Raw genomic sequence first — 20,456 nt, forward strand, 5'->3', positions numbered from 1 at the left:
CAACAAAAGTAAAAAAGTGTCCGTGACGTGGCGCATTCTGCAATGTCTGGTTAGCATGAATGAATTAAGCGGCATGATGCTGCACAGACGTAACATGAGAAGAGGAAGAGCTTGTGGACAAAGCCAAACAATTTACCTGGCGCCTGCTGGCTGCCAGCGTATGTCTGCTGACGGTCAGTCAAGTAGCGCGAGCGGATTCCCTGGATGAGCAGCGCAATCGCTATGCGCAAATTAAGCAGGCCTGGGATAACCGACAGATGGATGTCGTAGAACAGATGATGCCTGGCCTGAAGAACTATCCTCTGTATCCGTATCTGGAATATCGCCAGATCACTGACGATCTGATGAATCAGCCCACCATTACCGTCACCAATTTTGTGCGCGCCAACCCGACACTGCCGCCCGCGCGTACTCTGCAATCGCGTTTCGTGAATGAACTGGCGCGCCGCGAAGACTGGCGTGGGTTGCTGGCGTTCAGCCCAGAAAAACCGGGCACCACCGAAGCGCAATGTAACTATTACTTCGCGAAATGGAGTACCGGACAAACTGAAGAAGCCTGGCAGGGGGCGAAAGAACTGTGGCTGAGCGGAAAAAGTCAGCCGAATGCCTGTGACAAATTATTCGGCGTATGGCGTGCCTCAGGCACCCAGGATCCGCTGGCGTATCTGGAGCGTATTCGTCTGGCGATGAAAGCCGGGAATACCGGACTGGTCACGGCGTTGGCCGGACAGATGCCCGCAGAATATCAAACCATCGCTTCAGCGATCATCGCGCTGGCCAACGATCCGAATTCGGTAATGACTTTTGCTCGCACCACTGGAGCCACTGATTTTACCCGCCAGATGGCGGCGGTTGCCTTTGCAAGCGTGGCGCGTCAGGATGCGGAAAATGCCCGCCTGATGATCCCCTCGCTGGTGCAGGCGCAGCAGTTGAATGACGAGCAAACCCAGGAGCTGCGCGATATTGTTGCCTGGCGGCTGATGGGCAATGACGTTACCGACGAGCAGGCAAAATGGCGCGATGATGCCATTATGCGCTCGAATTCCACGACGCTTGTGGAGCGCCGCGTGCGCATGGCGCTGGGAACCGGCGATCGCCGTGGCCTGAATACCTGGCTGGCGCGCCTGCCAATGGAAGCCAAAGAAAAAGATGAATGGCGCTACTGGCAGGCGGATCTGTTGCTGGAGCGCGGACGTGAAGCGGAAGCCAAAGAGATCCTGCACCAGCTCATGCAGCAGCGCGGTTTCTATCCAATGGTTGCGGCACAGCGTCTGGGCGAAGAGTACGCGCTGAAAGTGGATAAAGCGCCAGACAACGTTGACTCTGCGCTAACTCAGGGACCGGAAATGGCGCGCGTACGCGAGCTGATGTACTGGAACATGGATAATACTGCACGCAGTGAATGGGCGAATCTGGTCACCAGCCGCACGAAGTCCGAGCAGGCTCAACTGGCGCGCTACGCGTTCAACAATCACTGGTGGGATCTAAGCGTACAGGCCACGATCGCCGGAAAGTTGTGGGATCATCTGGAAGAGCGTTTCCCATTGGCCTACAAGGATCTGTTTACCCGCTATACCAGCGGCAAGGATATTACGCCAAGCTATGCGATGGCGATAGCGCGTCAGGAGAGCGCCTGGAACCCGAAAGTGAAATCGCCGGTTGGCGCCAGCGGGTTGATGCAGATTATGCCGGGCACGGCGACGCATACGGTGAAAATGTTCTCGATTCCGGGTTACAGCAGCCCGAGCCAGCTACTGGATCCTGATACCAACATCAACATTGGTACCAGCTATTTACAGTATGTGTATCAGCAATTCGGTAATAACCGCATTTTTGCGTCGGCGGCTTATAACGCCGGTCCGGGGCGCGTTCGTACCTGGCTTGGCAATAGCGCGGGCCGTATCGATGCGGTCGCGTTTGTCGAGAGCATTCCATTCTCAGAAACGCGGGGCTACGTGAAGAACGTACTGGCTTATGATGCGTACTATCGCTATTTCCTCGGCGATAAACCGGAGTTGATGAGCGACGCAGAATGGCAACATCGTTACTGATCGCGTAGGTTGTGTTATGCTATTGTACTCGTTAAAGAGTACAAAGGGGGAGGCAAGCTCGCTTCCCCCCGCAACGATGGCGATAACTTATGACTCAGCAATCACCCTATTCAGCAGAGATGGCAGAACAGCGTCACCAGGAGTGGTTACGTTTTGTCGATCTGCTTAAACACGCCTATGAACAAGACTTACATCTGCCGCTGCTCAACTTGATGTTAACGCCGGATGAGCGCGAAGCGTTGGGCACGCGCGTGCGGATCATAGAAGAGTTGCTGCGCGGTGAGATGAGCCAGCGCGAGTTGAAAAATGAGCTTGGGGCGGGGATTGCCACCATTACGCGGGGTTCGAATAGCCTCAAATCCGCACCGGTGGATCTGCGTCATTGGCTGGAGCAGGTATTGCTCGGTAAAAATTGATCCGCCGGATGCAGCTTTGCTTTACCCGGCCTACGATTGAACATCCGGCACAATGCTATAAATACACCGCGTTATGAAACGGACTGAGCGCCAGAATCACCGCCTGGTGGTAGACGCTTGAGCGCGTCAGCTTGCCGGCGGTAAAGACGCCGATTGCACCCTCTTTACGGCCAATCTCGTCAATGCCCGTGTACTGCGACATTACCGGGCCGAGCGCTTCACCCTGGCGTACTCTGTCGAGAATGACAGCAGGCAATGGCAACGTGGCTGAACGGGCTTCGCCGCGCTGGACGCCGTTATCAATCACCACCCAACTGAAGGTGGCGTCATCGTCGATTCCCGCTTCAATAGCGACCCAGAAATCAGCCTGCGGGTGCAGGCGACGCGCGTTATCAACGCGATTTCGTGCGCCAGTGCGCGTTTCCTGGCTTCCGAAAGGCTGTTCCGGTACGCCACTCTCGACGGCGACGGGTTCAATATGGCAGGATCCTTCCCCGAAAATCTCTTCAAATGCCCGCAGAATTGCCTGAATTTTGGCAGGATTGGTGGTCGCAGAGATAACCTTGTGCATAATTAAGCTCAGTTTGAAAATTCATCGCAGAGTCTACTCTAAATAATTTGAGTAACAGAAAGGCGGTAAGCAAAGGAATCCTCAGGAACATAGATAACTATGTGACTGGGGTGAGTGAGCGCAACCAACGCATCTGTTACTCAAAGTATGACGAGTATATAACGGAAAAAAAGCATGTTACAGGTATACCTTGTTCGCCATGGCGAAACGCAGTGGAACGCCGAGCGACGTATTCAAGGCCAGTCAGACAGCCCACTGACCGCTAAAGGTGAGCAGCAAGCCATGCAGGTGGGTGAACGCGCCCGCTCGTTTGGTATTACGCATGTCATCAGTAGCGATTTAGGTCGTACACGACGCACCGCAGAAATCATCGCCCAGGCCTGCGGCTGTGATATCGCCTATGACTCCCGCCTGCGCGAACTGAATATGGGCGTGCTGGAGCAACGTCATATCGATACGCTGACGCCGGAGGAAGAGGGTTGGCGTCGCCAGTTGGTGAACGGTACTGTTGATGGTCGTATTCCGGAGGGGGAATCGATGCAGGAACTGAGCGATCGCGTTAACGCGGCGCTGGCATCCTGTCTGGAACTGCCGCCGGGGAGTCGTCCGTTGCTGGTCAGTCACGGTATCGCGCTGGGTTGCCTGGTGAGTACGATTCTGGGATTACCGGCATGGGCTGAACGTCGCCTGCGTCTGCGCAACTGTTCTATTTCTCGTGTCGATTACCAGGAAAGTTTGTGGCTGGCGCCGGGATGGGTAGTTGAAACGGCAGGGGACATCTCTCATCTTGACGCCCCTGCTTTGGATGAACTGCAGCGTTAGCGGCGAATTGGAATCAGGAATTCGCAGCGCAGGTTGATCGGGCGATCTCCCGCTTTGGCATCTTCTGCCGGGTAGTATCGCTCGATATCCTGCCCTTTACGGCGCGTCAGGTTCAGCATCGGCATGCATGTGCCATACACCGTCAGGATAAACTCCTGCACGCCGGTCCCCAGCCCTTCATAGGTGAACATCACATACTCGCCGCCCTGTAACAGAATAGGCTGCGCCGATGGCACATAGCCATTGGCCTGTTCCGGCGTTAGCGCAGTGGTGTAAAACACTTCCTGCTCGTCATCTTTTTCAATGCTCGGACGCGTTTCGTTTAGCCCGTACAGCACCGGAGGGATCGCAGGAGCCTGACTGAGGAAATCGCGCCAGAACTGAATACGCATTTCATGACGGAAATCCGAAATCTGTTCCAGCGAGCAGGAATAGCTTTGTGTGGTGCCAAGCAGTTGCGTATCTTCCAGCGTGACAAACTCATGCGCCGGCATAGCAAATTCACCCAGTCGCATTGGCGGGCGAATACCGAACGCGCTCCAGTCCGGCGAGCGACGATACAGCGCAGGCGTCTGGGAAAACTGTTTCTTGAACGCGCGGGTAAAGGTTTGTTGAGAGTCGAAGCGATATTGCAGGGCAATATCCAGAATCGGACGCGCAGTCAGGCGTAGCGCCACTGCGGATTTCGATAAACGACGGGCGCGGATATAGGCGCCAATAGCATGGCCCGTCACGTCCTTAAACATTCTCTGCAGGTGCCACTTGGAATAGCCTGCTTTTGCCGCCACATTGTCAAGCGACAAAGGCTGATCCAGATGACCTTCCAGCCAGATTAACAGGTCGCGAATAATGCCAGCCTGATCCATATAATATCCTCATCCTTTCAACAACGAGTACCTGACGTCAGGTATGTGGATAATAGCATTTTTTGTTGTTTTAGCATTCAGTGTTTTTTTTGCTCATAAATGCTTTTTTCGGACATACGAAAACGTAATTATTGTAATCCTGTGATCTGTATACGTTTTATCTTAGAATGTCGAATTATTACACAGTGCAACATTTAAGAATGGTAACAATATGAAATATAAGAGCTTAATCATTTCCTCAATTCTGCTGATGTTGACGCAGGCCGCCCATGCGGAGCAGATTGGATCGGTTGATACGGTATTCAAAATGTTTGGCCCGGATCATAAAATTGTGGTCGAAGCGTTTGACGATCCGGATGTGACCAATGTGACCTGCTATGTGAGTCGTGCGAAGACCGGCGGCATCAAAGGTGGATTGGGGCTGGCGGAAGATACCTCTGATGCCGCGATCTCCTGTCAGCAGGTGGGGCCGGTAGAACTGAGCGACAGAATCAAGAACGGCAAAGCGCAGGGCGAAGTGGTATTTAAAAAACGGACATCGCTGGTGTTTAAATCTTTACAGGTTGTGCGTTTTTACGACGCAAAACGTAATGCGCTGGCCTATCTGGCCTATTCAGATAAAGTGGTCGATGGATCGCCCAAAAATGCCATCAGCGCGGTACCGATTATGCCGTGGCGGCAATAACAAGGAAGCAAAATGCAACAGCCGTTGATCTGGTTGGTGGAGGATGAGCAGGGCATCGCCGATACGCTTATCTACATGCTGCAACAGGAAGGCTTTAGCGTCGAAGCGTTTGAGCGCGGGTTACCCGTGCTGGAAAAATCTCGCCAGCGATGCCCTGATGCGATCGTTCTGGATGTCGGACTGCCGGATATCAGCGGTTTTGAACTGTGCCGACGCCTGTTGGAACGCCATCCGGCGCTACCGATTCTCTTTTTGACTGCGCGCAGTGATGAAGTTGATCGCCTGCTGGGGCTGGAAATTGGTGCGGATGACTATGTTGCCAAGCCTTTTTCGCCGCGCGAAGTGTGCGCACGTGTGCGTACGCTGCTGCGGAGGGTGCAAAAATTCTCCGTGCCTTCATCGACGACGCGCTGTGGGGATTTTGAACTTAATGAGCTGGCCGCGCAGATCAGTTGGTTCGGTATGCCGTTAAACCTGACGCGCTATGAATTTCTGTTGCTAAAAACCTTGCTGATGTCGCCAGGTCGCATCTACTCTCGCCAGCAGTTGATGGATTTAGTCTGGGCCGATGCGCAGGATACCTTTGACAGAACGGTTGATACCCACATCAAAACGCTGCGCGCCAAGCTGCGGGCCATCAACCCCGAGCTTTCCCCCATCAATACGCATCGCGGTATGGGATACAGCCTGAGGAGCGTCTGATGCGCATTGGTATGCGTTTGCTGCTCGGCTATTTTCTGATTGTCGCCGTCGCCGCCTGGTTCGTTTTGTCGATCTTTGTACAGGAAATTAAGCCAGGCGTTCGCCGGGCGACCGAAGGCACTTTAATTGATACCGCCACGCTGCTGGCCGCGCTGGCACGTGATGACTTACTCTCTGACTCACCTACCAACGGCAAGCTGGCGCAGGCCTTTTCACAGCTGCATAACCGCCCATTCCGCGCCAATATCAGCGGCATTAACAAAGTACGTAATGAATACCATGTCTACATGACGGACGCGCAGGGCAAGGTGGTGTTTGATTCAGCTAACCAGGCCGTCGGTCAGGACTATTCCCGCTGGAACGACGTGTGGTTAACGCTACGCGGGCAATACGGCGCTCGTAGCACGCCGCAAAATCCGGACGATCCGGAAAGCTCGGTGATGTACGTTGCCGCACCGATCGTGGACGGCGGGCGTATTATCGGGGTGCTGAGCGTAGGTAAGCCGAATGCGGCAATGGCACCGGTGATTAAACGCAGTGAACGGCGGATGCTGTGGGCCAGCGCCGTATTGCTGGGCATTGCCTTAGTGATTGGCTTTGGGATGGTGTGGTGGATAAACCGCTCCATTGCCCGACTGGCGCGCTATGCCGACTCTGTCACCGAAAATCGCCCCGTCCCGCTGCCAGATTTAGGTAGTAGTGAGCTACGTAAACTGGCGCAGGCGTTGGAAAGTATGCGTTTGAAGCTGGAGGGCAAGAATTATATTGAGCAATATGTGTATGCGTTGACGCATGAACTGAAAAGCCCGCTGGCGGCCATTCGCGGTGCGGCTGAGATTTTGCGCGAAGGCCCGCCGCCAAACGTGGTTGCGCGCTTTACTGATAATATTCTGACGCAAAATGCGCGCATGCAGGCGCTGGTTGAAACCTTGCTACGGCAGGCGCGACTGGAGAATCGACAGGACACTACGTTGACGCCAGTGGCAGTAGATGCGCTTTTTACCCAGCTTAAAGAGGCGCGCAGCGTGCAGCTGGCGGCAAAAAACATCACGTTAACCATTATGCCTTCATCTCTTAGCGTCGCTGCCGATCTTGCGTTGCTGGAGCAGGCTCTGGGGAATTTGCTCGACAACGCTATCGACTTCACGCCACAGGATGGGGTAATTACGCTGAGCGCGCATCAGCAGGAGGATCAGGTCACGTTGCGGGTCATCGACAGCGGCAGCGGCATCCCTGACTTTGCGTTACCGCGTATTTTTGAGCGCTTCTACTCGTTGCCCCGTGAGAATGGGCACAAGAGCAGCGGGTTGGGACTGGCGTTTGTCAGCGAAGTTGCGCGACTGCATGCAGGTACGGTGACATTATGCAACCGACCTGAAGGTGGCGCACAGGCCTCGTTTACACTTCACCGTCACTTCACATAACTTCAAATTCTGCGCACATAGCTGTTCTACCTTGCTGAAATTGCAAAGGAGAACGCTATGTTTAAATCACCCCTGTTTTGGAAAATTGTCACCTTAGGTGGCGCAATATTGCTGCTGTTAATTCCACTCACGATGGTCAGGCAGATAATCGTTGAGCGATCCGATTATCGTGATGACGTTGAAGATGCAATCCGCCAGAGCACCAGCGGACCGCAAAAGATGGTCGGCCCGTTGATAGCCATTCCGGTCACAGAGCTTTATACCTCGCTGGAGGATGGCAAAGAGATCCAGCGTAAGCGAAGCTATATCCATTTCTGGCTGCCGGAGTCGTTGGTGGTTGAGGGGAATCAGAACGTTGCAGCGCGTAAAATCGGTATTTATGAGGGGCAGGTCTGGCACAATGACCTCTCGGTGAAGGCCGAGTTTAACGCCGAACGGTTGAGTGATTTAAACCATCCCAATGTCAGCGTCGGCAAACCGTTTATTGTGGTTAGCGTGGGTGACGCGCGCGGGATTGGTGTGGTAAATACGCCGCAGGTCAATGGAACGCCGCTGGCGGTTGAACCGGGGACGGGGCTGGATGGACGTGCGCAAGGGATCCACATTCCGTTACCCGACGTGAGCTGGGCGGAGAAAAATCTGAGCATGACGCTGTCGCTCAATTTGAGCGGAACAGGAAATTTCTCGGTCGTTCCGGTGGGGCGTAATAGTGAAATGACCTTAACCAGCAACTGGCCGCATCCCAGTTTTCTTGGTGACTTTCTCCCGGCTAAGCGTGAAATCAGCGAATCCGGATTCAAGGCCCAGTGGCAAAGCAGTTGGTTCGCGAATAACCTCGGTGAGCGCTTTGACGACGAAAAGATTGGCTGGCTGGGCATGCCGGCGTTTAGCGTCGCCGTCGCCACGCCTGCAGATCAGTATCAGTTAACGGACAGGGCAACAAAATATGCCATTTTACTGATTGTGCTGACCTTCATGTTTTTCTTCTTGCTTGAAAGTATGACCAGCCTGCGTTTGCACCCTATGCAGTATCTGCTGGTGGGGCTGTCGCTGGTGATGTTTTATCTGCTGCTGCTGGCGCTGTCGGAACACATTGGTTTTACCGCCGCGTGGATCACTGCAAGCCTGGTGGGGGCGTTGATGAACGGCGTGTACCTTCAGGCGATACTGGGATGGCGTAACAGTATGTTGTTCACCGTGGCGTTGCTGGCGCTGGATGGTGTGATGTGGGTGCTGCTCCGTTCACAGGACAGCTCTTTACTGCTGGGAACAGGCGTGTTGTTGCTCGCGCTGTGCGGAGTGATGTTTCTGACGCGTCATCTTGACTGGCACTCGTTGGCGCAGCCAAAACCTAGGGCAAAGTCTACAGAACTTCCGGAGCCTCAGCCTGCGAAGAGCGACGAGTTTCGCTTGTGGAAATAGGGCGCAGGGGAAACGAAAAATGAAAAACGGCGCATAAAGCGCCGTTTTTTTACCTGTGAGGATTGAATTAATCCTGCAGGTCGCCGCAGAAACGGTAGCCTTCACCGTGAATAGTGGCGATGATTTCTGGCGTATCCGGCGTTGATTCGAAATGTTTACGAATGCGGCGGATAGTCACGTCAACGGTACGGTCATGCGGCTTCAGTTCGCGACCGGTCATTTTTTTCAGCAGCTCTGCGCGAGACTGGATCTTGCCCGGATTCTCACAGAAGTGAAGCATGGCACGGAATTCGCTGCGTGGCAGTTTATACTGCTCGCCGTCAGGACCAATCAGAGAGCGGCTGTTGATGTCCAGCTCCCAGCCATTGAACTTGTAGCTTTCGACGCTACGGCGTTCTTCGCTGACAGTACCCAGGTTCATGGTACGGGACAGCAGGTTACGAGCACGGATAGTCAGCTCGCGCGGGTTAAACGGCTTAGTGATGTAATCGTCTGCGCCGATTTCGAGGCCGAGAATTTTATCGACTTCGTTATCACGGCCCGTCAGGAACATCAGCGCAACGTTAGCTTGTTCGCGGAGTTCGCGCGCTAACAGCAGGCCATTTTTCCCAGGCAGATTGATATCCATAATCACAAGGTTGATGTCATATTCAGAGAGAATCTGATGCATTTCCGCGCCATCTGTCGCTTCGAATACATCATAGCCTTCTGCTTCGAAAATGCTTTTCAACGTGTTGCGTGTTACTAACTCGTCTTCAACGATAAGAATGTGCGGGGTCTGCATGTTTGCTACCTAAATTGCCAACTAAATCGAAACAGGAAGTACAAAAGTCCCTGACCTGCCTGATGCATGCCGTAAATTAACATGATCGGCGTAACATGACTAAAGTACGTAATTGCGTTCTTGATGCACTTTCCATCAACGTCAACAACATCATTAGCTTGGTCGTGGGTAGTTTCCCTCTGGACCCGACAGTGTCAAAAACGGCTGTCATCCTAACCATTTTAACAGCAACATAACAGGCTAAGACATGCCGGACACCCAATAAAACTACGCTTCGTTGACATATATCAAGTTCAATTGTAGCACGTTAACAGTTTGATGAAATCAACGTATCCAAATGTTTGCTTTCATCACAAAATTTCAATATTACAACTAGTTGCACGCGCTAATTAATAAATGTAATGAATCCAACCAATGCGAACCATTTTAAATTAAATTATCATGGATAAACAGAAGGATATGCAACTTTTGTTAACATATAAGGCAATAGTGCAGCCTGGAAATAGTTTAGCATTTTTTACTGAACGCGAAATGCTTTTTCAGTGACTTCTGTTAAAAATATGTAAATTCGCGCTGCGTAATATGTTGATGTGCGTCACATTATTACCTGTACACAGGCCAAAAGAGTATCGAAATGCGTTTAACAATTATTCTGGTTGCACCCGCCAGAGCGGAAAATATTGGTGCGGCTGCCCGTGCAATGAAGACCATGGGATTCACCCAGATGCGGATCGTTGACAGTGAGGCCCATCTGGAACCCGCCACGCGATGGGTTGCGCATGGTTCTGGCGATATTATTGATAATATTAATGTTTTTCCAACGTTAGCGGAGGCGCTTCACGACGTTGATTTTACCGTTGCGACCACGGCGCGTAGCCGGGCGAAGTTTCATTATTACGCCACACCGGTCGAACTGGTTCCCCTGTTGCAGGAAAAATCAACGTGGATGGATCATGCCGCACTGGTTTTTGGCCGTGAAGATTCGGGGCTGACCAACGAAGAATTGGCTCTGGCGGATGTACTCACCGGGGTACCTATGGTAGCTGACTACCCTTCACTCAATTTGGGGCAGGCGGTGATGGTGTATTGCTATCAATTAGCAGGTTTAATACAACAACCGGCCAGAAACATTGAGGTAACGGATGAGCATCAGCTACAGGCATTGCGCGAACGAGTTTTGCGTTTATTAGCCACGCTGAACGTTTCTGACGACATTAAGTTGACGGACTGGCTGCAACAGCGAATGGGTCTGTTAGAGCAGCGAGACACCGCAATGTTGCACCGTTTTTTACATGATATAGAAAAAAATCTTACAAAATAAAGTTCTGTAAATATTTTTATTTCTGGTTTTTTATTCTGGATTCAAGTAGGCGAGACATTCTGTATTGGTTGAAAGTAAAAGGGCAAGCAGTCGCTCGTGAACAAGTTTCGGAATGTGATCAATTTAAAAATTTATTGACTTAGGTCAGCAGATACTTTAACCCTAAAAGAATACAGGACAGATAATAAATAATTACAGAGCACACAACATCATGAAACGCATCAGCATCACTATTACCACAACCATCACCATTACCACAGGTAACGGTGCGGGCTGACGCGTACAGGAAACACAAGAAAAAGCCCGCACCTAAACAGTGCGGGCTTTTTTTTCGACCAAAGGCAATGAGGTAAACCATGCGAGTGTTGAAGTTCGGCGGTACATCAGTGGCAAATGCAGAGCGCTTTCTGCGGGTTGCCGATATTCTGGAAAGCAATGCCAGACAGGGGCAGGTTGCGACCGTGCTCTCTGCCCCCGCAAAAATTACCAACCATCTGGTGGCGATGATTGAGAAGACCATCGGTGGTCAGGATGCTTTAGCCAATATCAGCGACGCCGAACGTATTTTCTCTGAGCTGTTGGTGGGGTTGGCCGCAGCACAACCGGGCTTCCCGCTGGCTCCGCTTAAAGCCTTTGTTGAACAAGAATTTGCTCAGATTAAGCACGTCCTGCATGGCATCAGCCTGTTGGGACAGTGCCCGGACAGCATCAATGCCGCGATTATCTGCCGTGGCGAAAAAATGTCGATCGCCATCATGGCAGGCCTGTTGGAAGCGCGTGGGCACAACGTGACGGTCATCGACCCGGTCGAGAAATTACTGGCGGTAGGCCATTACCTTGAATCTACCGTTGATATTGCTGAATCTACGCGTCGTATTGCCGCCAGCCGTATTCCTGCGGACCACATGATTCTGATGGCCGGATTTACCGCCGGGAATGAGAAAGGTGAGTTAGTGGTGCTGGGACGTAATGGCTCCGACTACTCTGCCGCCGTACTGGCCGCCTGTTTGCGTGCTGATTGTTGTGAAATCTGGACCGATGTTGATGGCGTATATACCTGCGATCCGCGCCAGGTTCCCGACGCCCGATTGCTGAAATCGATGTCTTATCAGGAAGCGATGGAGCTTTCTTACTTCGGCGCCAAAGTTCTGCACCCACGCACCATTACCCCTATTGCCCAGTTTCAGATCCCCTGTCTGATAAAAAATACCGGCAATCCGCAAGCGCCGGGTACGCTGATCGGCGCCAGCAGTGATGAAGACGATTTGCCGGTCAAAGGTATTTCTAACCTCAATAACATGGCGATGTTTAGCGTCTCCGGCCCAGGAATGAAAGGCATGGTAGGCATGGCGGCGCGCGTTTTTGCCGCGATGTCGCGTGCGGGCATCTCAGTGGTGCTGATCACGCAATCCTCTTCTGAATACAGTATTAGCTTCTGCGTCCCGCAGGGCGACTGCGCGCGTGCGCAACGCGCAATGCAGGATGAATTCTATCTCGAACTGAAAGAAGGCCTGCTGGAGCCGCTGGCGGTGACTGAGCGTCTGGCGATCATCTCAGTTGTGGGCGATGGTATGCGCACGTTGCGTGGCATCTCAGCGAAATTCTTTGCCGCGCTGGCTCGCGCTAACATCAATATCGTGGCTATCGCCCAGGGCTCGTCTGAGCGTTCTATTTCGGTGGTGGTGAATAACGACGATGCCACCACTGGTGTGCGCGTAACCCATCAGATGCTGTTCAACACCGACCAGGTGATTGAAGTGTTTGTGATTGGCGTAGGCGGGGTGGGTGGTGCATTGCTGGAGCAGCTTAAACGCCAGCAAACCTGGCTTAAAAAGAAGCATATCGATCTGCGCGTGTGCGGCGTGGCAAATTCGAAGGCCCTGCTGACCAACGTCCACGGTTTGAATCTGGAAAACTGGCAGGCTGAGCTGGAAAACGCGAAAGAGCCATTCAACCTTGGGCGCTTAATTCGTCTGGTGAAAGAATATCATCTGCTCAATCCGGTGATTGTCGACTGTACATCAAGCCAGGCGGTGGCGGATCAGTACGCTGATTTTCTGCGTGAAGGCTTCCATGTGGTTACGCCGAACAAAAAGGCTAACACCTCGTCGATGGATTACTACCATCAGCTGCGTTTTGCTGCGGCGAAGTCCCGGCGTAAATTCCTTTACGACACCAACGTGGGCGCGGGCTTACCAGTTATTGAAAACTTGCAAAATCTGCTTAGCGCAGGTGATGAATTGCAGCGTTTCTCCGGCATTCTTTCCGGCTCGCTGTCATTTATTTTCGGCAAGCTGGATGAGGGGATGAGCTTTTCCAGGGCCACCACTCTGGCGCGGGAACTGGGCTACACCGAGCCCGACCCACGTGACGATCTTTCCGGTACGGACGTGGCGCGTAAGCTGCTGATCCTCGCCCGTGAAACCGGTCGTGAGCTGGAGCTTTCAGACATTGTTATTGAGCCTGTCCTGCCAAAAGAGTTTGATGATTCCGGTGATGTTTCCGCATTTATGGCGAAATTACCGCAGCTGGATGACGCCTTTGCCGCGCGCGTGGCGAAAGCCCGTGATGAGGGGAAAGTATTGCGCTATGTTGGCAATATTGAAGAAGACGGCGTCTGCCGCGTGAAAATAGAGGCAGTAGACGGCAACGATCCGCTGTTCAAAGTGAAAAACGGTGAAAACGCGTTGGCGTTTTACAGCCACTATTATCAGCCGTTACCGTTAGTTCTGCGCGGATACGGTGCGGGTAACGACGTGACGGCGGCGGGCGTATTCGCCGACCTGCTACGTACCCTTTCATGGAAGTTAGGAGTCTGACATGGTGAGAGTTTATGCCCCGGCTTCCAGTGCCAATATGAGCGTCGGGTTTGATGTGCTCGGGGCGGCGGTTACCCCGATAGATGGCTCGTTGTTGGGCGATGTGGTGTCCGTTGAGGCGGCCGACCATTTCAGCCTGAACAACCTCGGGCGCTTTGCTAATAAGCTGCCGTCTGAGCCGCGAGAAAATATCGTCTACCAGTGCTGGGAGCGTTTCTGCCAGGAACTGGATAAAAGCGTTCCGGTGGCGATGACGCTGGAAAAAAATATGCCGATTGGCTCTGGGTTAGGCTCCAGCGCCTGTTCCGTTGTGGCAGCGCTGGTCGCGATGAATGAACACTGCGGTAAGCCGCTCAACGATACGCGCCTGTTGGCAATAATGGGCGAGCTGGAAGGGCGTATCTCCGGCAGTATTCATTACGATAACGTTGCCCCGTGCTTTTTGGGCGGCATGCAGTTAATGATTGAAGAAAACGGCATTATCAGCCAGCAGGTGCCAGGCTTTGATGAGTGGCTATGGGTGCTGGCATATCCGGGGATTAAAGTATCGACGGCAGAAGCGCGGGCGATTTTACCTGCGCAGTATCGCCGACAAGACTGTATTGCCCACGGGCGGCATTTGGCTGGGTTTATCCATGCCTGCTATTCCCGTCAGCCAGCGCTTGCCGCGAAGCTGATGAAAGATGTCATTGCTGAGCCGTACCGCACCCGTTTGCTGCCAGGCTTTAGCCAGGCACGTCAGGCGGTAGCGGAAATCGGCGCGCTGGCCAGTGGTATCTCCGGGTCAGGACCGACGCTGTTCGCGTTATGCGACAAGCCGGATACGGCGCAGCGTGTCGCAGACTGGCTGGATAAAAATTACCTGCAAAATCAGGAAGGCTTTGTTCATATTTGCCGGCTGGACACGGCGGGCGCACGGGTACTGGGATAATCAATGAAACTGTATAATCTGAAAGATCACAACGAGCAGGTCAGCTTTGCGCAGGCCGTCACGCAAGGGCTTGGCAAGAATCAGGGATTGTTTTTTCCGCACGATTTGCCGGAATTCAATCTGACAGAAATCGATGAGATGCTGAACCAGGATTTCGTTAGCCGCAGCGCTAAGATCCTTTCCGCATTTATTGGTGATGAGATCCCACAGGAAGTCCTTGCAGATCGCGTACGTGCGGCGTTTGCCTTCCCTGCGCCGGTGGCTCAGGTTGCCGCGGATGTCGGCTGTCTTGAACTATTCCATGGTCCTACGCTGGCATTTAAAGATTTTGGCGGACGCTTTATGGCGCAGATGCTGACGCATATTAGCGGCGATAAACCGGTCACGATTCTGACTGCCACCTCTGGGGATACCGGTGCGGCGGTTGCACATGCCTTTTATGGCCTGAAAAACGTGCGAGTGGTGATCCTTTATCCGAATGGCAAGATCAGCCCATTACAGGAAAAATTGTTCTGTACGCTGGGCGGCAATATTGAAACTGTCGCCATCGACGGTGATTTTGATGCCTGTCAGGCGCTGGTTAAACAGGCGTTTGATGATGAAGAGCTGAAGGTGGCTTTGGGGCTGAATTCGGCTAACTCAATCAACATCAGCCGTCTGCTGGCGCAAATTTGTTACTACTTTGAGGCCGTGGCGCAACTGCCGCAAGAGGCGCGAAATCAGCTGGTTATTTCTGTTCCCAGCGGTAACTTTGGCGATTTGACCGCCGGGCTGCTGGCGAAATCACTGGGCCTGCCGGTGAAGCGTTTTATCGCCGCGACCAACGTCAACGATACGGTTCCACGCTTCCTTGCACAAGGCGAGTGGGCACCGAAAGCAACCCAGGCGACGTTGTCGAATGCGATGGATGTCAGTCAGCCGAACAACTGGCCGCGCGTGGAAGAACTGTTCCGCCGTAAAATCTGGCGTCTGAATGAGCTGGGTTACGCCGCCGTTGACGATGTCACGACACAGGAAACGATGCGCGAGCTGCATGAGTTAGGCTACACCTCTGAACCGCATGCGGCGGTGGCTTACCGTGCGCTGCGTGATCAGCTAAACCCTGGCGAGTATGGCCTGTTCCTCGGTACTGCGCATCCGGCGAAGTTTAAAGAAAGCGTTGAGGAGATTCTTGATCTGAAGCTGGCTCTGCCAAAAGAGCTGGCGGAACGCGCAGACTTGCCGCTGCTTTCGCATCATCTGCCAGCTGATTTTGCGCAACTGCGTAAGCTGATGATGACCCGCGGGTAATTCTTGTGCCGGATGAGGCGTTAGCCGTCATCCGGCATGTACACTACTGCTCGTGACGCTTGAACACCAGTTCACCTTTCCCTGACGATTCTTCATCAAAGAAATAGCCTTCGCTGTTAAAAGCGGTCAACTGTTCTGGCTGCGTTAAGCGGTTTTCAATGATGTAGCGGCTCATCAGGCCGCGCGCTTTTTTGGCATAGAAGCTGATGACTTTGAACTTGCCGTTCTTCTCGTCAAGGAAGACCGGTTTGATCAGTTCTGCATTAAGCTTTTTCGGCTTCACCGATTTAAAATACTCATCCGAAGCGAGGTTAATCACCACGCTGTCGCCTTGCGCTTCAAGTGCTTCGTTAAGTTTATCGGTGATGGTATCTCCCCAGAACTGGTAGAGATCTTTACCTTTCGCATTGGCCAGACGAATGCCCATCTCCAGACGGTAAGGTTGCATCAAATCCAGCGGACGTAGCACACCGTAAAGTCCGGACAACATCCGTAAATGCTGCTGAGCGAAGTCGAAATCCGCCTCGCTGAAGGTTTCAGCCTGCAGTCCGGTATACACGTCGCCCTTAAACGCCAGAATGGCCTGGCGCGCATTTTCCAGGGTGAAGTCAGGCTGCCAGTCATGGAAACGCGTGGCATTCAAATCCGCCAGTTTGTCGCTAATCCCCATCAGCTTGCCAATCTGCGGCGCAGAAAGCTGGCGCGCCACGTGGATAAGTTGCTGGGAGTGATCCAGCAGTTCGGGTAGCGTATGGCGTGTCGTTGCCAGCGGACTTTGGTAGTCGAGCGTTTTTGCAGGTGAAATCAGAATCAGCATATCCAGTCCTTGCAGGAGATTTATTGCGACTTTAGCAAAAAAAACGACAGAATTGATCGATGGTTGTGATTGCCGCGCTATCCGCGCGGCGTTTCATCCCAGCTTTCGGGGGCAAGTTGTTGTCTGATATCAGGATAACGGTGCGGATCAAATTCCGGTCGTACGCCAAGTTTACGCTGGCGCAGATAGTCGCTGGCGATGGTATGCACAACCGGAGAAAGCAGCAGAATCGCCGTCAGGTTTGTGATGGCCATACAAGCCATAATAATATCGGCCAACTGCCAGACCAGCGGAAAGCTGACAAACGTTCCGCCGATAACGGTGCAAACGGTGGCGATGCGCAATAGCCAGATGACGCGGATATTGTCCAGTTTCAGGAAGACGAGATTGTTTTCCGCATAAATGTAGTTGGCGACGATCGAGCTAAAGGCAAACAGAATCACAATAAAAGCCACATATCCTGCTCCCCACTCCCCCGCGAGCGTTACCATTGCTTTCTGGAGTAACTGGATGCCTTCCATAGGGACATAGCTGGTGCTATTGCCTGCCAACAGAATAATCATCGCGCTGGCCGTACAGACAACGAGAGTGTCGCCTAATACCCCAATCATTTGCACAATGCCTTGTGCCGCAGGATGCGGTGGCCAGGATGCGGCCGATGCGGCTGCATTCGGCGTAGATCCCATTCCGGCTTCGTTAGAAAACATGCCGCGCTGAAAACCGTTGGCAATAGCCTGGCTTAGCGTATATCCGGCCGCACCCGCTGCGGCTTCCTGCCAGCCAAAGGCGCTTTTTATAATGGTGATGATAATGTCGGGAAGCTGCTCGATATGCCACAGACAGATGATGATGCTACCTCCGACCCACAGCAGTGCCATCATCGGAACGAACCATTGCATCAGGCGAGCTACGCCTTTGATGCCACCGACGATGACAATTAATGACGTGATTGCCAGTGCGAAACCGGAGACGAGGGGAGGAATATCAAAAGCAAAAGTCAGCGCACGCGAAACGGAATTTGCCTGAACGCTGTTAAAAATCAATCCATAGGCAATAAGTAAAAAAATAGCAAAAAGGACGCCCATCCAGCGCATGCCCAGCCCACGTGCCATATACCATGCAGGGCCACCGCGAAACTGTCCATTGCTATCGCGTTCTTTATACAGTTGGGCAAGTGAGCACTCGGCGAATGACGTTGCCATACCAATGACCGCTGAAACCCACATCCAGAAAACGGCTCCAGGGCCGCCAGCGGCGATCGCCAACGCTACGCCGGCCAGGTTCCCGCTACCGATACGCGCGGCAAGACTGGTGCACAGAGCCTGGAAGGAAGTTAAACCGCCCGACTGCGGGCTAATGCTGTTTTTAAGACTTGTGCCAAATTGGCGAAGGTAGCGGAACTGCACGAACCCTGTACGCCAGGTGAACCAACATCCTGCGCCAAGCAGGAGGTAGATCATCACCGATCCCCAGAGTATTTCATTAATAAATGAGAAAAAATCAGGCATTAACATCCCTCTTGTTGATGCCGGTAAGCGCGAAGATTTCCGTGTAAGCGCTACCAATAATCGACCAGTATATACCTTGTCATGAGAGTGATTGCGGGAGTTTATCATAACAATCGTTATATCCCGCAATTGCGCATCACAGGCTTTGAGATGCGTAATCAGGACTGAGCGGCTGGTCGGACAATCCAGGCGGTTGCGCTGAGAGTGCGTCGTGCTATCATCAGGGAAGATCGGTTACATCCCCCTAACAAGCTGTTTAAAGAGAATCGCTATCATGACGGACAAATTGACCTCCCTTCGTCAGTTCACCACAGTAGTGGCCGACACCGGAGACATCGCGGCAATGAAGCTGTATCAGCCTCAGGATGCCACAACCAACCCTTCTCTCATTCTTAACGCAGCGCAGATCCCGGAATACCGCAAGCTGATTGATGACGCTGTAGCCTGGGCTAAGCAGCAGAGTAACGACCGCGCACAACAGGTCGTCGACGCGACCGACAAACTGGCAGTCAATATCGGTCTGGAGATCCTGAAACTGGTCCCGGGTCGTATCTCCACTGAAGTCGATGCTCGTCTGTCCTACGACACCGAAGCATCCATCGCGAAAGCAAAACGTCTGATCAAAATGTACAACGACGCTGGCATCAGCAACGATCGCATTCTGATTAAACTGGCTTCAACCTGGCAGGGCATCCGTGCCGCTGAGCAGCTGGAAAAAGAAGGCATCAACTGTAACCTGACTCTGCTGTTCTCCTTCGCGCAGGCACGTGCATGTGCAGAAGCTGGCGTATACCTGATTTCTCCGTTCGTTGGTCGTATTCTTGACTGGTACAAAGCCAACACCGACAAGAAAGAGTATGCACCGGCGGAAGATCCGGGTGTGGTTTCCGTAACGGAAATCTACGAGTACTACAAACAGCACGGTTACGAAACCGTGGTAATGGGCGCGAGCTTCCGTAACATCGGCGAAATCATTGAGCTGGCAGGCTGCGATCGTCTGACGATTGCTCCGGCACTGCTGAAAGAGCTGGCGGAAAGCGAAGGCGCTATCGAACGTAAACTGTCTTTCTCCGGCGAAGTGAAAGCGCGTCCTGCACGCATCACCGAAGCTGAGTTCCTGTGGCAGCACAACCAGGATCCGATGGCTGTAGACAAACTGGCGGACGGTATCCGTAAGTTTGCTGTAGACCAGGGTAAACTGGAAAAAATGATTGGCGATCTGCTGTAATCATTTAAGCGTGGCCCGGATATGGGTCACGCTACCTCTTCTGAAACCTGTCTGTCCTTCCTTTCGCAGTGTATCATTCTGTTTAACGAGACTGTTTAAACGGAATAATCATGAATACTTTACGCATTGGCCTGGTGTCCATTTCTGACCGTGCTTCCAGCGGTGTTTACCAGGATAAAGGTATCCCGGCCCTGGAAGAGTGGCTGGCGTCTGCCCTTACCACCCCCTTTGAACTGCAAACGCGGTTGATCCCGGATGAACAGGCGATCATCGAACAGACCTTATGCGAGCTGGTTGATGAAATGAGCTGCCATCTGGTGCTGACAACTGGCGGGACGGGTCCGGCACGTCGCGACGTGACGCCTGATGCTACGCTTGCCGTCGCTGACCGTCAGATGCCAGGCTTTGGCGAACAGATGCGCCAGATAAGTCTGCACTTTGTGCCAACGGCGATCCTCTCCCGTCAGGTCGGCGTAATTCGTAAACAGGCGCTGATCCTGAATCTGCCTGGACAGCCGAAATCGATCAAAGAAACGCTGGAAGGCGTGAAAGAGGCTGACGGTAAGGTTGTCGTGCCCGGCATTTTTGCTAGTGTACCGTATTGTATACAGCTATTAGATGGACCGTATGTCGAAACCGCACCGGCTGTTGTAGCATCTTTTCGTCCAAAAAGTGCAATACGCGATACAAACGCCTAAAAGTAGCCCGATCGCGGCATAAGTGCCAATGACAGTGGAGTATTGAATTGTTTACGATATAGTAATTTTTGCTTTACATATATCGACAGACAGATTCAATA

At 52.7% G+C, this 20,456-nt stretch carries 20 protein-coding genes and 1 other annotated feature; of the genes, 15 read left to right on the plus strand and 5 right to left on the minus strand.

Annotated features, from left to right (window positions below):
• Positions 1-113: 113 nt before the first annotated feature.
• Together sltY and trpR are read left to right on the plus strand one after the other, a co-directional pair.
• Positions 114-2,051 (plus strand): murein transglycosylase, encoded by a 1,938-nt coding sequence (gene sltY, locus OGX99_RS02965; RefSeq protein WP_286542631.1) that lies wholly within the window; start codon positions 114-116, stop codon positions 2,049-2,051.
• An 89-nt stretch (positions 2,052-2,140) separates the two neighbouring features.
• Entirely contained in the window at positions 2,141-2,467 is a 327-nt protein-coding gene (gene trpR, locus OGX99_RS02970) for a trp operon repressor (protein WP_005123945.1), read from the plus strand.
• A 55-nt stretch (positions 2,468-2,522) separates the two neighbouring features.
• Here the strand turns inward: trpR and yjjX are convergent, their stop codons facing one another.
• Positions 2,523-3,038 (minus strand): inosine/xanthosine triphosphatase, encoded by a 516-nt coding sequence (gene yjjX / locus OGX99_RS02975; RefSeq protein ID WP_038637026.1) that lies wholly within the window; start codon positions 3,036-3,038, stop codon positions 2,523-2,525.
• Positions 3,039-3,212: 174 nt separating this feature from the next.
• Between yjjX and gpmB the strand changes: the two genes are divergently transcribed.
• Positions 3,213-3,860, plus strand: coding sequence for a 2,3-diphosphoglycerate-dependent phosphoglycerate mutase GpmB (gpmB, locus tag OGX99_RS02980; protein ID WP_151216678.1), 648 nt, complete (start codon positions 3,213-3,215; stop codon positions 3,858-3,860).
• Here gpmB and robA read toward each other — a convergent pair.
• Positions 3,857-4,726 carry an MDR efflux pump AcrAB transcriptional activator RobA gene (robA, locus tag OGX99_RS02985; protein ID WP_151216679.1) on the minus strand — a complete coding sequence of 290 codons (870 nt, stop codon included), beginning with the start codon at positions 4,724-4,726 and terminating at the stop codon, positions 3,857-3,859. The two genes, gpmB and robA, sit on opposite strands and share 4 nt — an antisense overlap.
• Before the next feature lie 211 nt (positions 4,727-4,937).
• Between robA and creA the strand changes: the two genes are divergently transcribed.
• Genes creA through creD form a run of 4 tightly spaced genes read left to right on the plus strand, consistent with a single transcriptional unit; the run spans position 4,938 to position 8,959 of the window.
• Positions 4,938-5,411, plus strand: coding sequence for a protein CreA (gene creA / locus OGX99_RS02990; RefSeq protein WP_151216680.1), 474 nt, complete (start codon positions 4,938-4,940; stop codon positions 5,409-5,411).
• 12 nt (positions 5,412-5,423) lie between these two features.
• Positions 5,424-6,113 (plus strand): two-component system response regulator CreB, encoded by a 690-nt coding sequence (gene creB / locus OGX99_RS02995; protein ID WP_151216681.1) that lies wholly within the window; start codon positions 5,424-5,426, stop codon positions 6,111-6,113.
• Positions 6,113-7,537: a two-component system sensor histidine kinase CreC gene (gene creC, locus OGX99_RS03000; RefSeq protein ID WP_286542633.1), complete on the plus strand. Its 1,425-nt coding sequence runs from the start codon at positions 6,113-6,115 to the stop codon at positions 7,535-7,537. The genes creB and creC overlap by 1 nt, the downstream gene beginning before the upstream one ends.
• A 57-nt stretch (positions 7,538-7,594) precedes the next feature.
• On the plus strand, positions 7,595-8,959 hold the full coding sequence (gene creD / locus OGX99_RS03005; protein WP_286542635.1) for a cell envelope integrity protein CreD: 1,365 nt from the start codon (positions 7,595-7,597) through the stop codon (positions 8,957-8,959).
• Positions 8,960-9,026: 67 nt separating this feature from the next.
• Here the strand turns inward: creD and arcA are convergent, their stop codons facing one another.
• The gene (gene arcA, locus OGX99_RS03010; RefSeq protein WP_001194359.1) at positions 9,027-9,743 is read right to left on the minus strand and encodes a two-component system response regulator ArcA; all 717 of its coding nucleotides are present in this window, start codon (positions 9,741-9,743) and stop codon (positions 9,027-9,029) included.
• A gap of 95 nt (positions 9,744-9,838) precedes the next feature.
• On the opposite strand from arcA, the gene yjjY reads away from it, so the two are divergent.
• From yjjY to thrC, 6 genes are all read left to right on the plus strand, one after another.
• On the plus strand, positions 9,839-9,979 hold the full coding sequence (yjjY, locus tag OGX99_RS03015; RefSeq protein WP_042998021.1) for a YjjY family protein: 141 nt from the start codon (positions 9,839-9,841) through the stop codon (positions 9,977-9,979).
• Positions 9,980-10,377: 398 nt separating this feature from the next.
• Positions 10,378-11,064: a tRNA/rRNA methyltransferase gene (locus OGX99_RS03020; protein WP_151224530.1), complete on the plus strand. Its 687-nt coding sequence runs from the start codon at positions 10,378-10,380 to the stop codon at positions 11,062-11,064.
• 206 nt (positions 11,065-11,270) lie between these two features.
• Positions 11,271-11,397: a sequence feature (Thr leader region), on the plus strand.
• The gene (gene thrL / locus OGX99_RS03025; protein WP_032337689.1) at positions 11,276-11,341 is read left to right on the plus strand and encodes a thr operon leader peptide; all 66 of its coding nucleotides are present in this window, start codon (positions 11,276-11,278) and stop codon (positions 11,339-11,341) included. (Overlaps the previous feature by 66 nt.)
• A gap of 23 nt (positions 11,398-11,420) precedes the next feature.
• Entirely contained in the window at positions 11,421-13,883 is a 2,463-nt protein-coding gene (gene thrA, locus OGX99_RS03030; RefSeq protein ID WP_187253701.1) for a bifunctional aspartate kinase/homoserine dehydrogenase I, read from the plus strand.
• Position 13,884: 1 nt separating this feature from the next.
• Positions 13,885-14,814: a homoserine kinase gene (thrB, locus tag OGX99_RS03035; RefSeq protein ID WP_286542639.1), complete on the plus strand. Its 930-nt coding sequence runs from the start codon at positions 13,885-13,887 to the stop codon at positions 14,812-14,814.
• A 3-nt stretch (positions 14,815-14,817) separates the two neighbouring features.
• Complete coding sequence (gene thrC, locus OGX99_RS03040) at positions 14,818-16,104, plus strand: threonine synthase (RefSeq protein ID WP_187259124.1); 1,287 nt, start codon at positions 14,818-14,820, stop codon at positions 16,102-16,104.
• 43 nt (positions 16,105-16,147) lie between these two features.
• On the opposite strand, the gene yaaA is transcribed toward thrC, so the two are convergent.
• Positions 16,148-16,921: a peroxide stress protein YaaA gene (yaaA, locus tag OGX99_RS03045; protein WP_286542641.1), complete on the minus strand. Its 774-nt coding sequence runs from the start codon at positions 16,919-16,921 to the stop codon at positions 16,148-16,150.
• A gap of 77 nt (positions 16,922-16,998) precedes the next feature.
• A complete protein-coding gene (locus OGX99_RS03050; RefSeq protein WP_286542644.1) occupies positions 16,999-18,429 on the minus strand; it encodes an alanine/glycine:cation symporter family protein in 1,431 nt (476 codons plus the stop codon).
• A gap of 274 nt (positions 18,430-18,703) precedes the next feature.
• Here OGX99_RS03050 and tal point away from each other — a divergent pair, with 274 nt between their 5' ends.
• Positions 18,704-19,657: a transaldolase gene (gene tal / locus OGX99_RS03055; RefSeq protein ID WP_151216687.1), complete on the plus strand. Its 954-nt coding sequence runs from the start codon at positions 18,704-18,706 to the stop codon at positions 19,655-19,657.
• Positions 19,658-19,767: 110 nt separating this feature from the next.
• Positions 19,768-20,355 carry a molybdopterin adenylyltransferase gene (gene mog, locus OGX99_RS03060; RefSeq protein WP_151216688.1) on the plus strand — a complete coding sequence of 196 codons (588 nt, stop codon included), beginning with the start codon at positions 19,768-19,770 and terminating at the stop codon, positions 20,353-20,355.
• Positions 20,356-20,456 lie beyond the last annotated feature (101 nt).

Origin of the sequence: Citrobacter sp. Cu096, from assembly GCF_030332285.1 — a bacterium.
GTDB lineage: Bacteria > Pseudomonadota > Gammaproteobacteria > Enterobacterales > Enterobacteriaceae > Citrobacter > Citrobacter meridianamericanus.

Bases quoted from the DNA above. Each gene is read 5' to 3' on its own strand.
- trpR (WP_005123945.1), top strand. From the start codon at position 2,141: ATGACTCAGCAATCACCCTATTCAGCAGAGATGGCAGAACAGCGTCAC.
- yjjX (WP_038637026.1), bottom strand. From the start codon at position 3,038: ATGCACAAGGTTATCTCTGCGACCACCAATCCTGCCAAAATTCAGGCA.
- gpmB (WP_151216678.1), top strand. From the start codon at position 3,213: ATGTTACAGGTATACCTTGTTCGCCATGGCGAAACGCAGTGGAACGCC.
- robA (WP_151216679.1), bottom strand. From the start codon at position 4,726: ATGGATCAGGCTGGCATTATTCGCGACCTGTTAATCTGGCTGGAAGGT.
- creA (WP_151216680.1), top strand. From the start codon at position 4,938: ATGAAATATAAGAGCTTAATCATTTCCTCAATTCTGCTGATGTTGACG.
- creB (WP_151216681.1), top strand. From the start codon at position 5,424: ATGCAACAGCCGTTGATCTGGTTGGTGGAGGATGAGCAGGGCATCGCC.
- creC (WP_286542633.1), top strand. From the start codon at position 6,113: ATGCGCATTGGTATGCGTTTGCTGCTCGGCTATTTTCTGATTGTCGCC.
- creD (WP_286542635.1), top strand. From the start codon at position 7,595: ATGTTTAAATCACCCCTGTTTTGGAAAATTGTCACCTTAGGTGGCGCA.
- arcA (WP_001194359.1), bottom strand. From the start codon at position 9,743: ATGCAGACCCCGCACATTCTTATCGTTGAAGACGAGTTAGTAACACGC.
- yjjY (WP_042998021.1), top strand. From the start codon at position 9,839: ATGACTAAAGTACGTAATTGCGTTCTTGATGCACTTTCCATCAACGTC.
- OGX99_RS03020 (WP_151224530.1), top strand. From the start codon at position 10,378: ATGCGTTTAACAATTATTCTGGTTGCACCCGCCAGAGCGGAAAATATT.
- thrA (WP_187253701.1), top strand. From the start codon at position 11,421: ATGCGAGTGTTGAAGTTCGGCGGTACATCAGTGGCAAATGCAGAGCGC.
- thrB (WP_286542639.1), top strand. From the start codon at position 13,885: ATGGTGAGAGTTTATGCCCCGGCTTCCAGTGCCAATATGAGCGTCGGG.
- thrC (WP_187259124.1), top strand. From the start codon at position 14,818: ATGAAACTGTATAATCTGAAAGATCACAACGAGCAGGTCAGCTTTGCG.
- yaaA (WP_286542641.1), bottom strand. From the start codon at position 16,921: ATGCTGATTCTGATTTCACCTGCAAAAACGCTCGACTACCAAAGTCCG.
- OGX99_RS03050 (WP_286542644.1), bottom strand. From the start codon at position 18,429: ATGCCTGATTTTTTCTCATTTATTAATGAAATACTCTGGGGATCGGTG.
- tal (WP_151216687.1), top strand. From the start codon at position 18,704: ATGACGGACAAATTGACCTCCCTTCGTCAGTTCACCACAGTAGTGGCC.
- mog (WP_151216688.1), top strand. From the start codon at position 19,768: ATGAATACTTTACGCATTGGCCTGGTGTCCATTTCTGACCGTGCTTCC.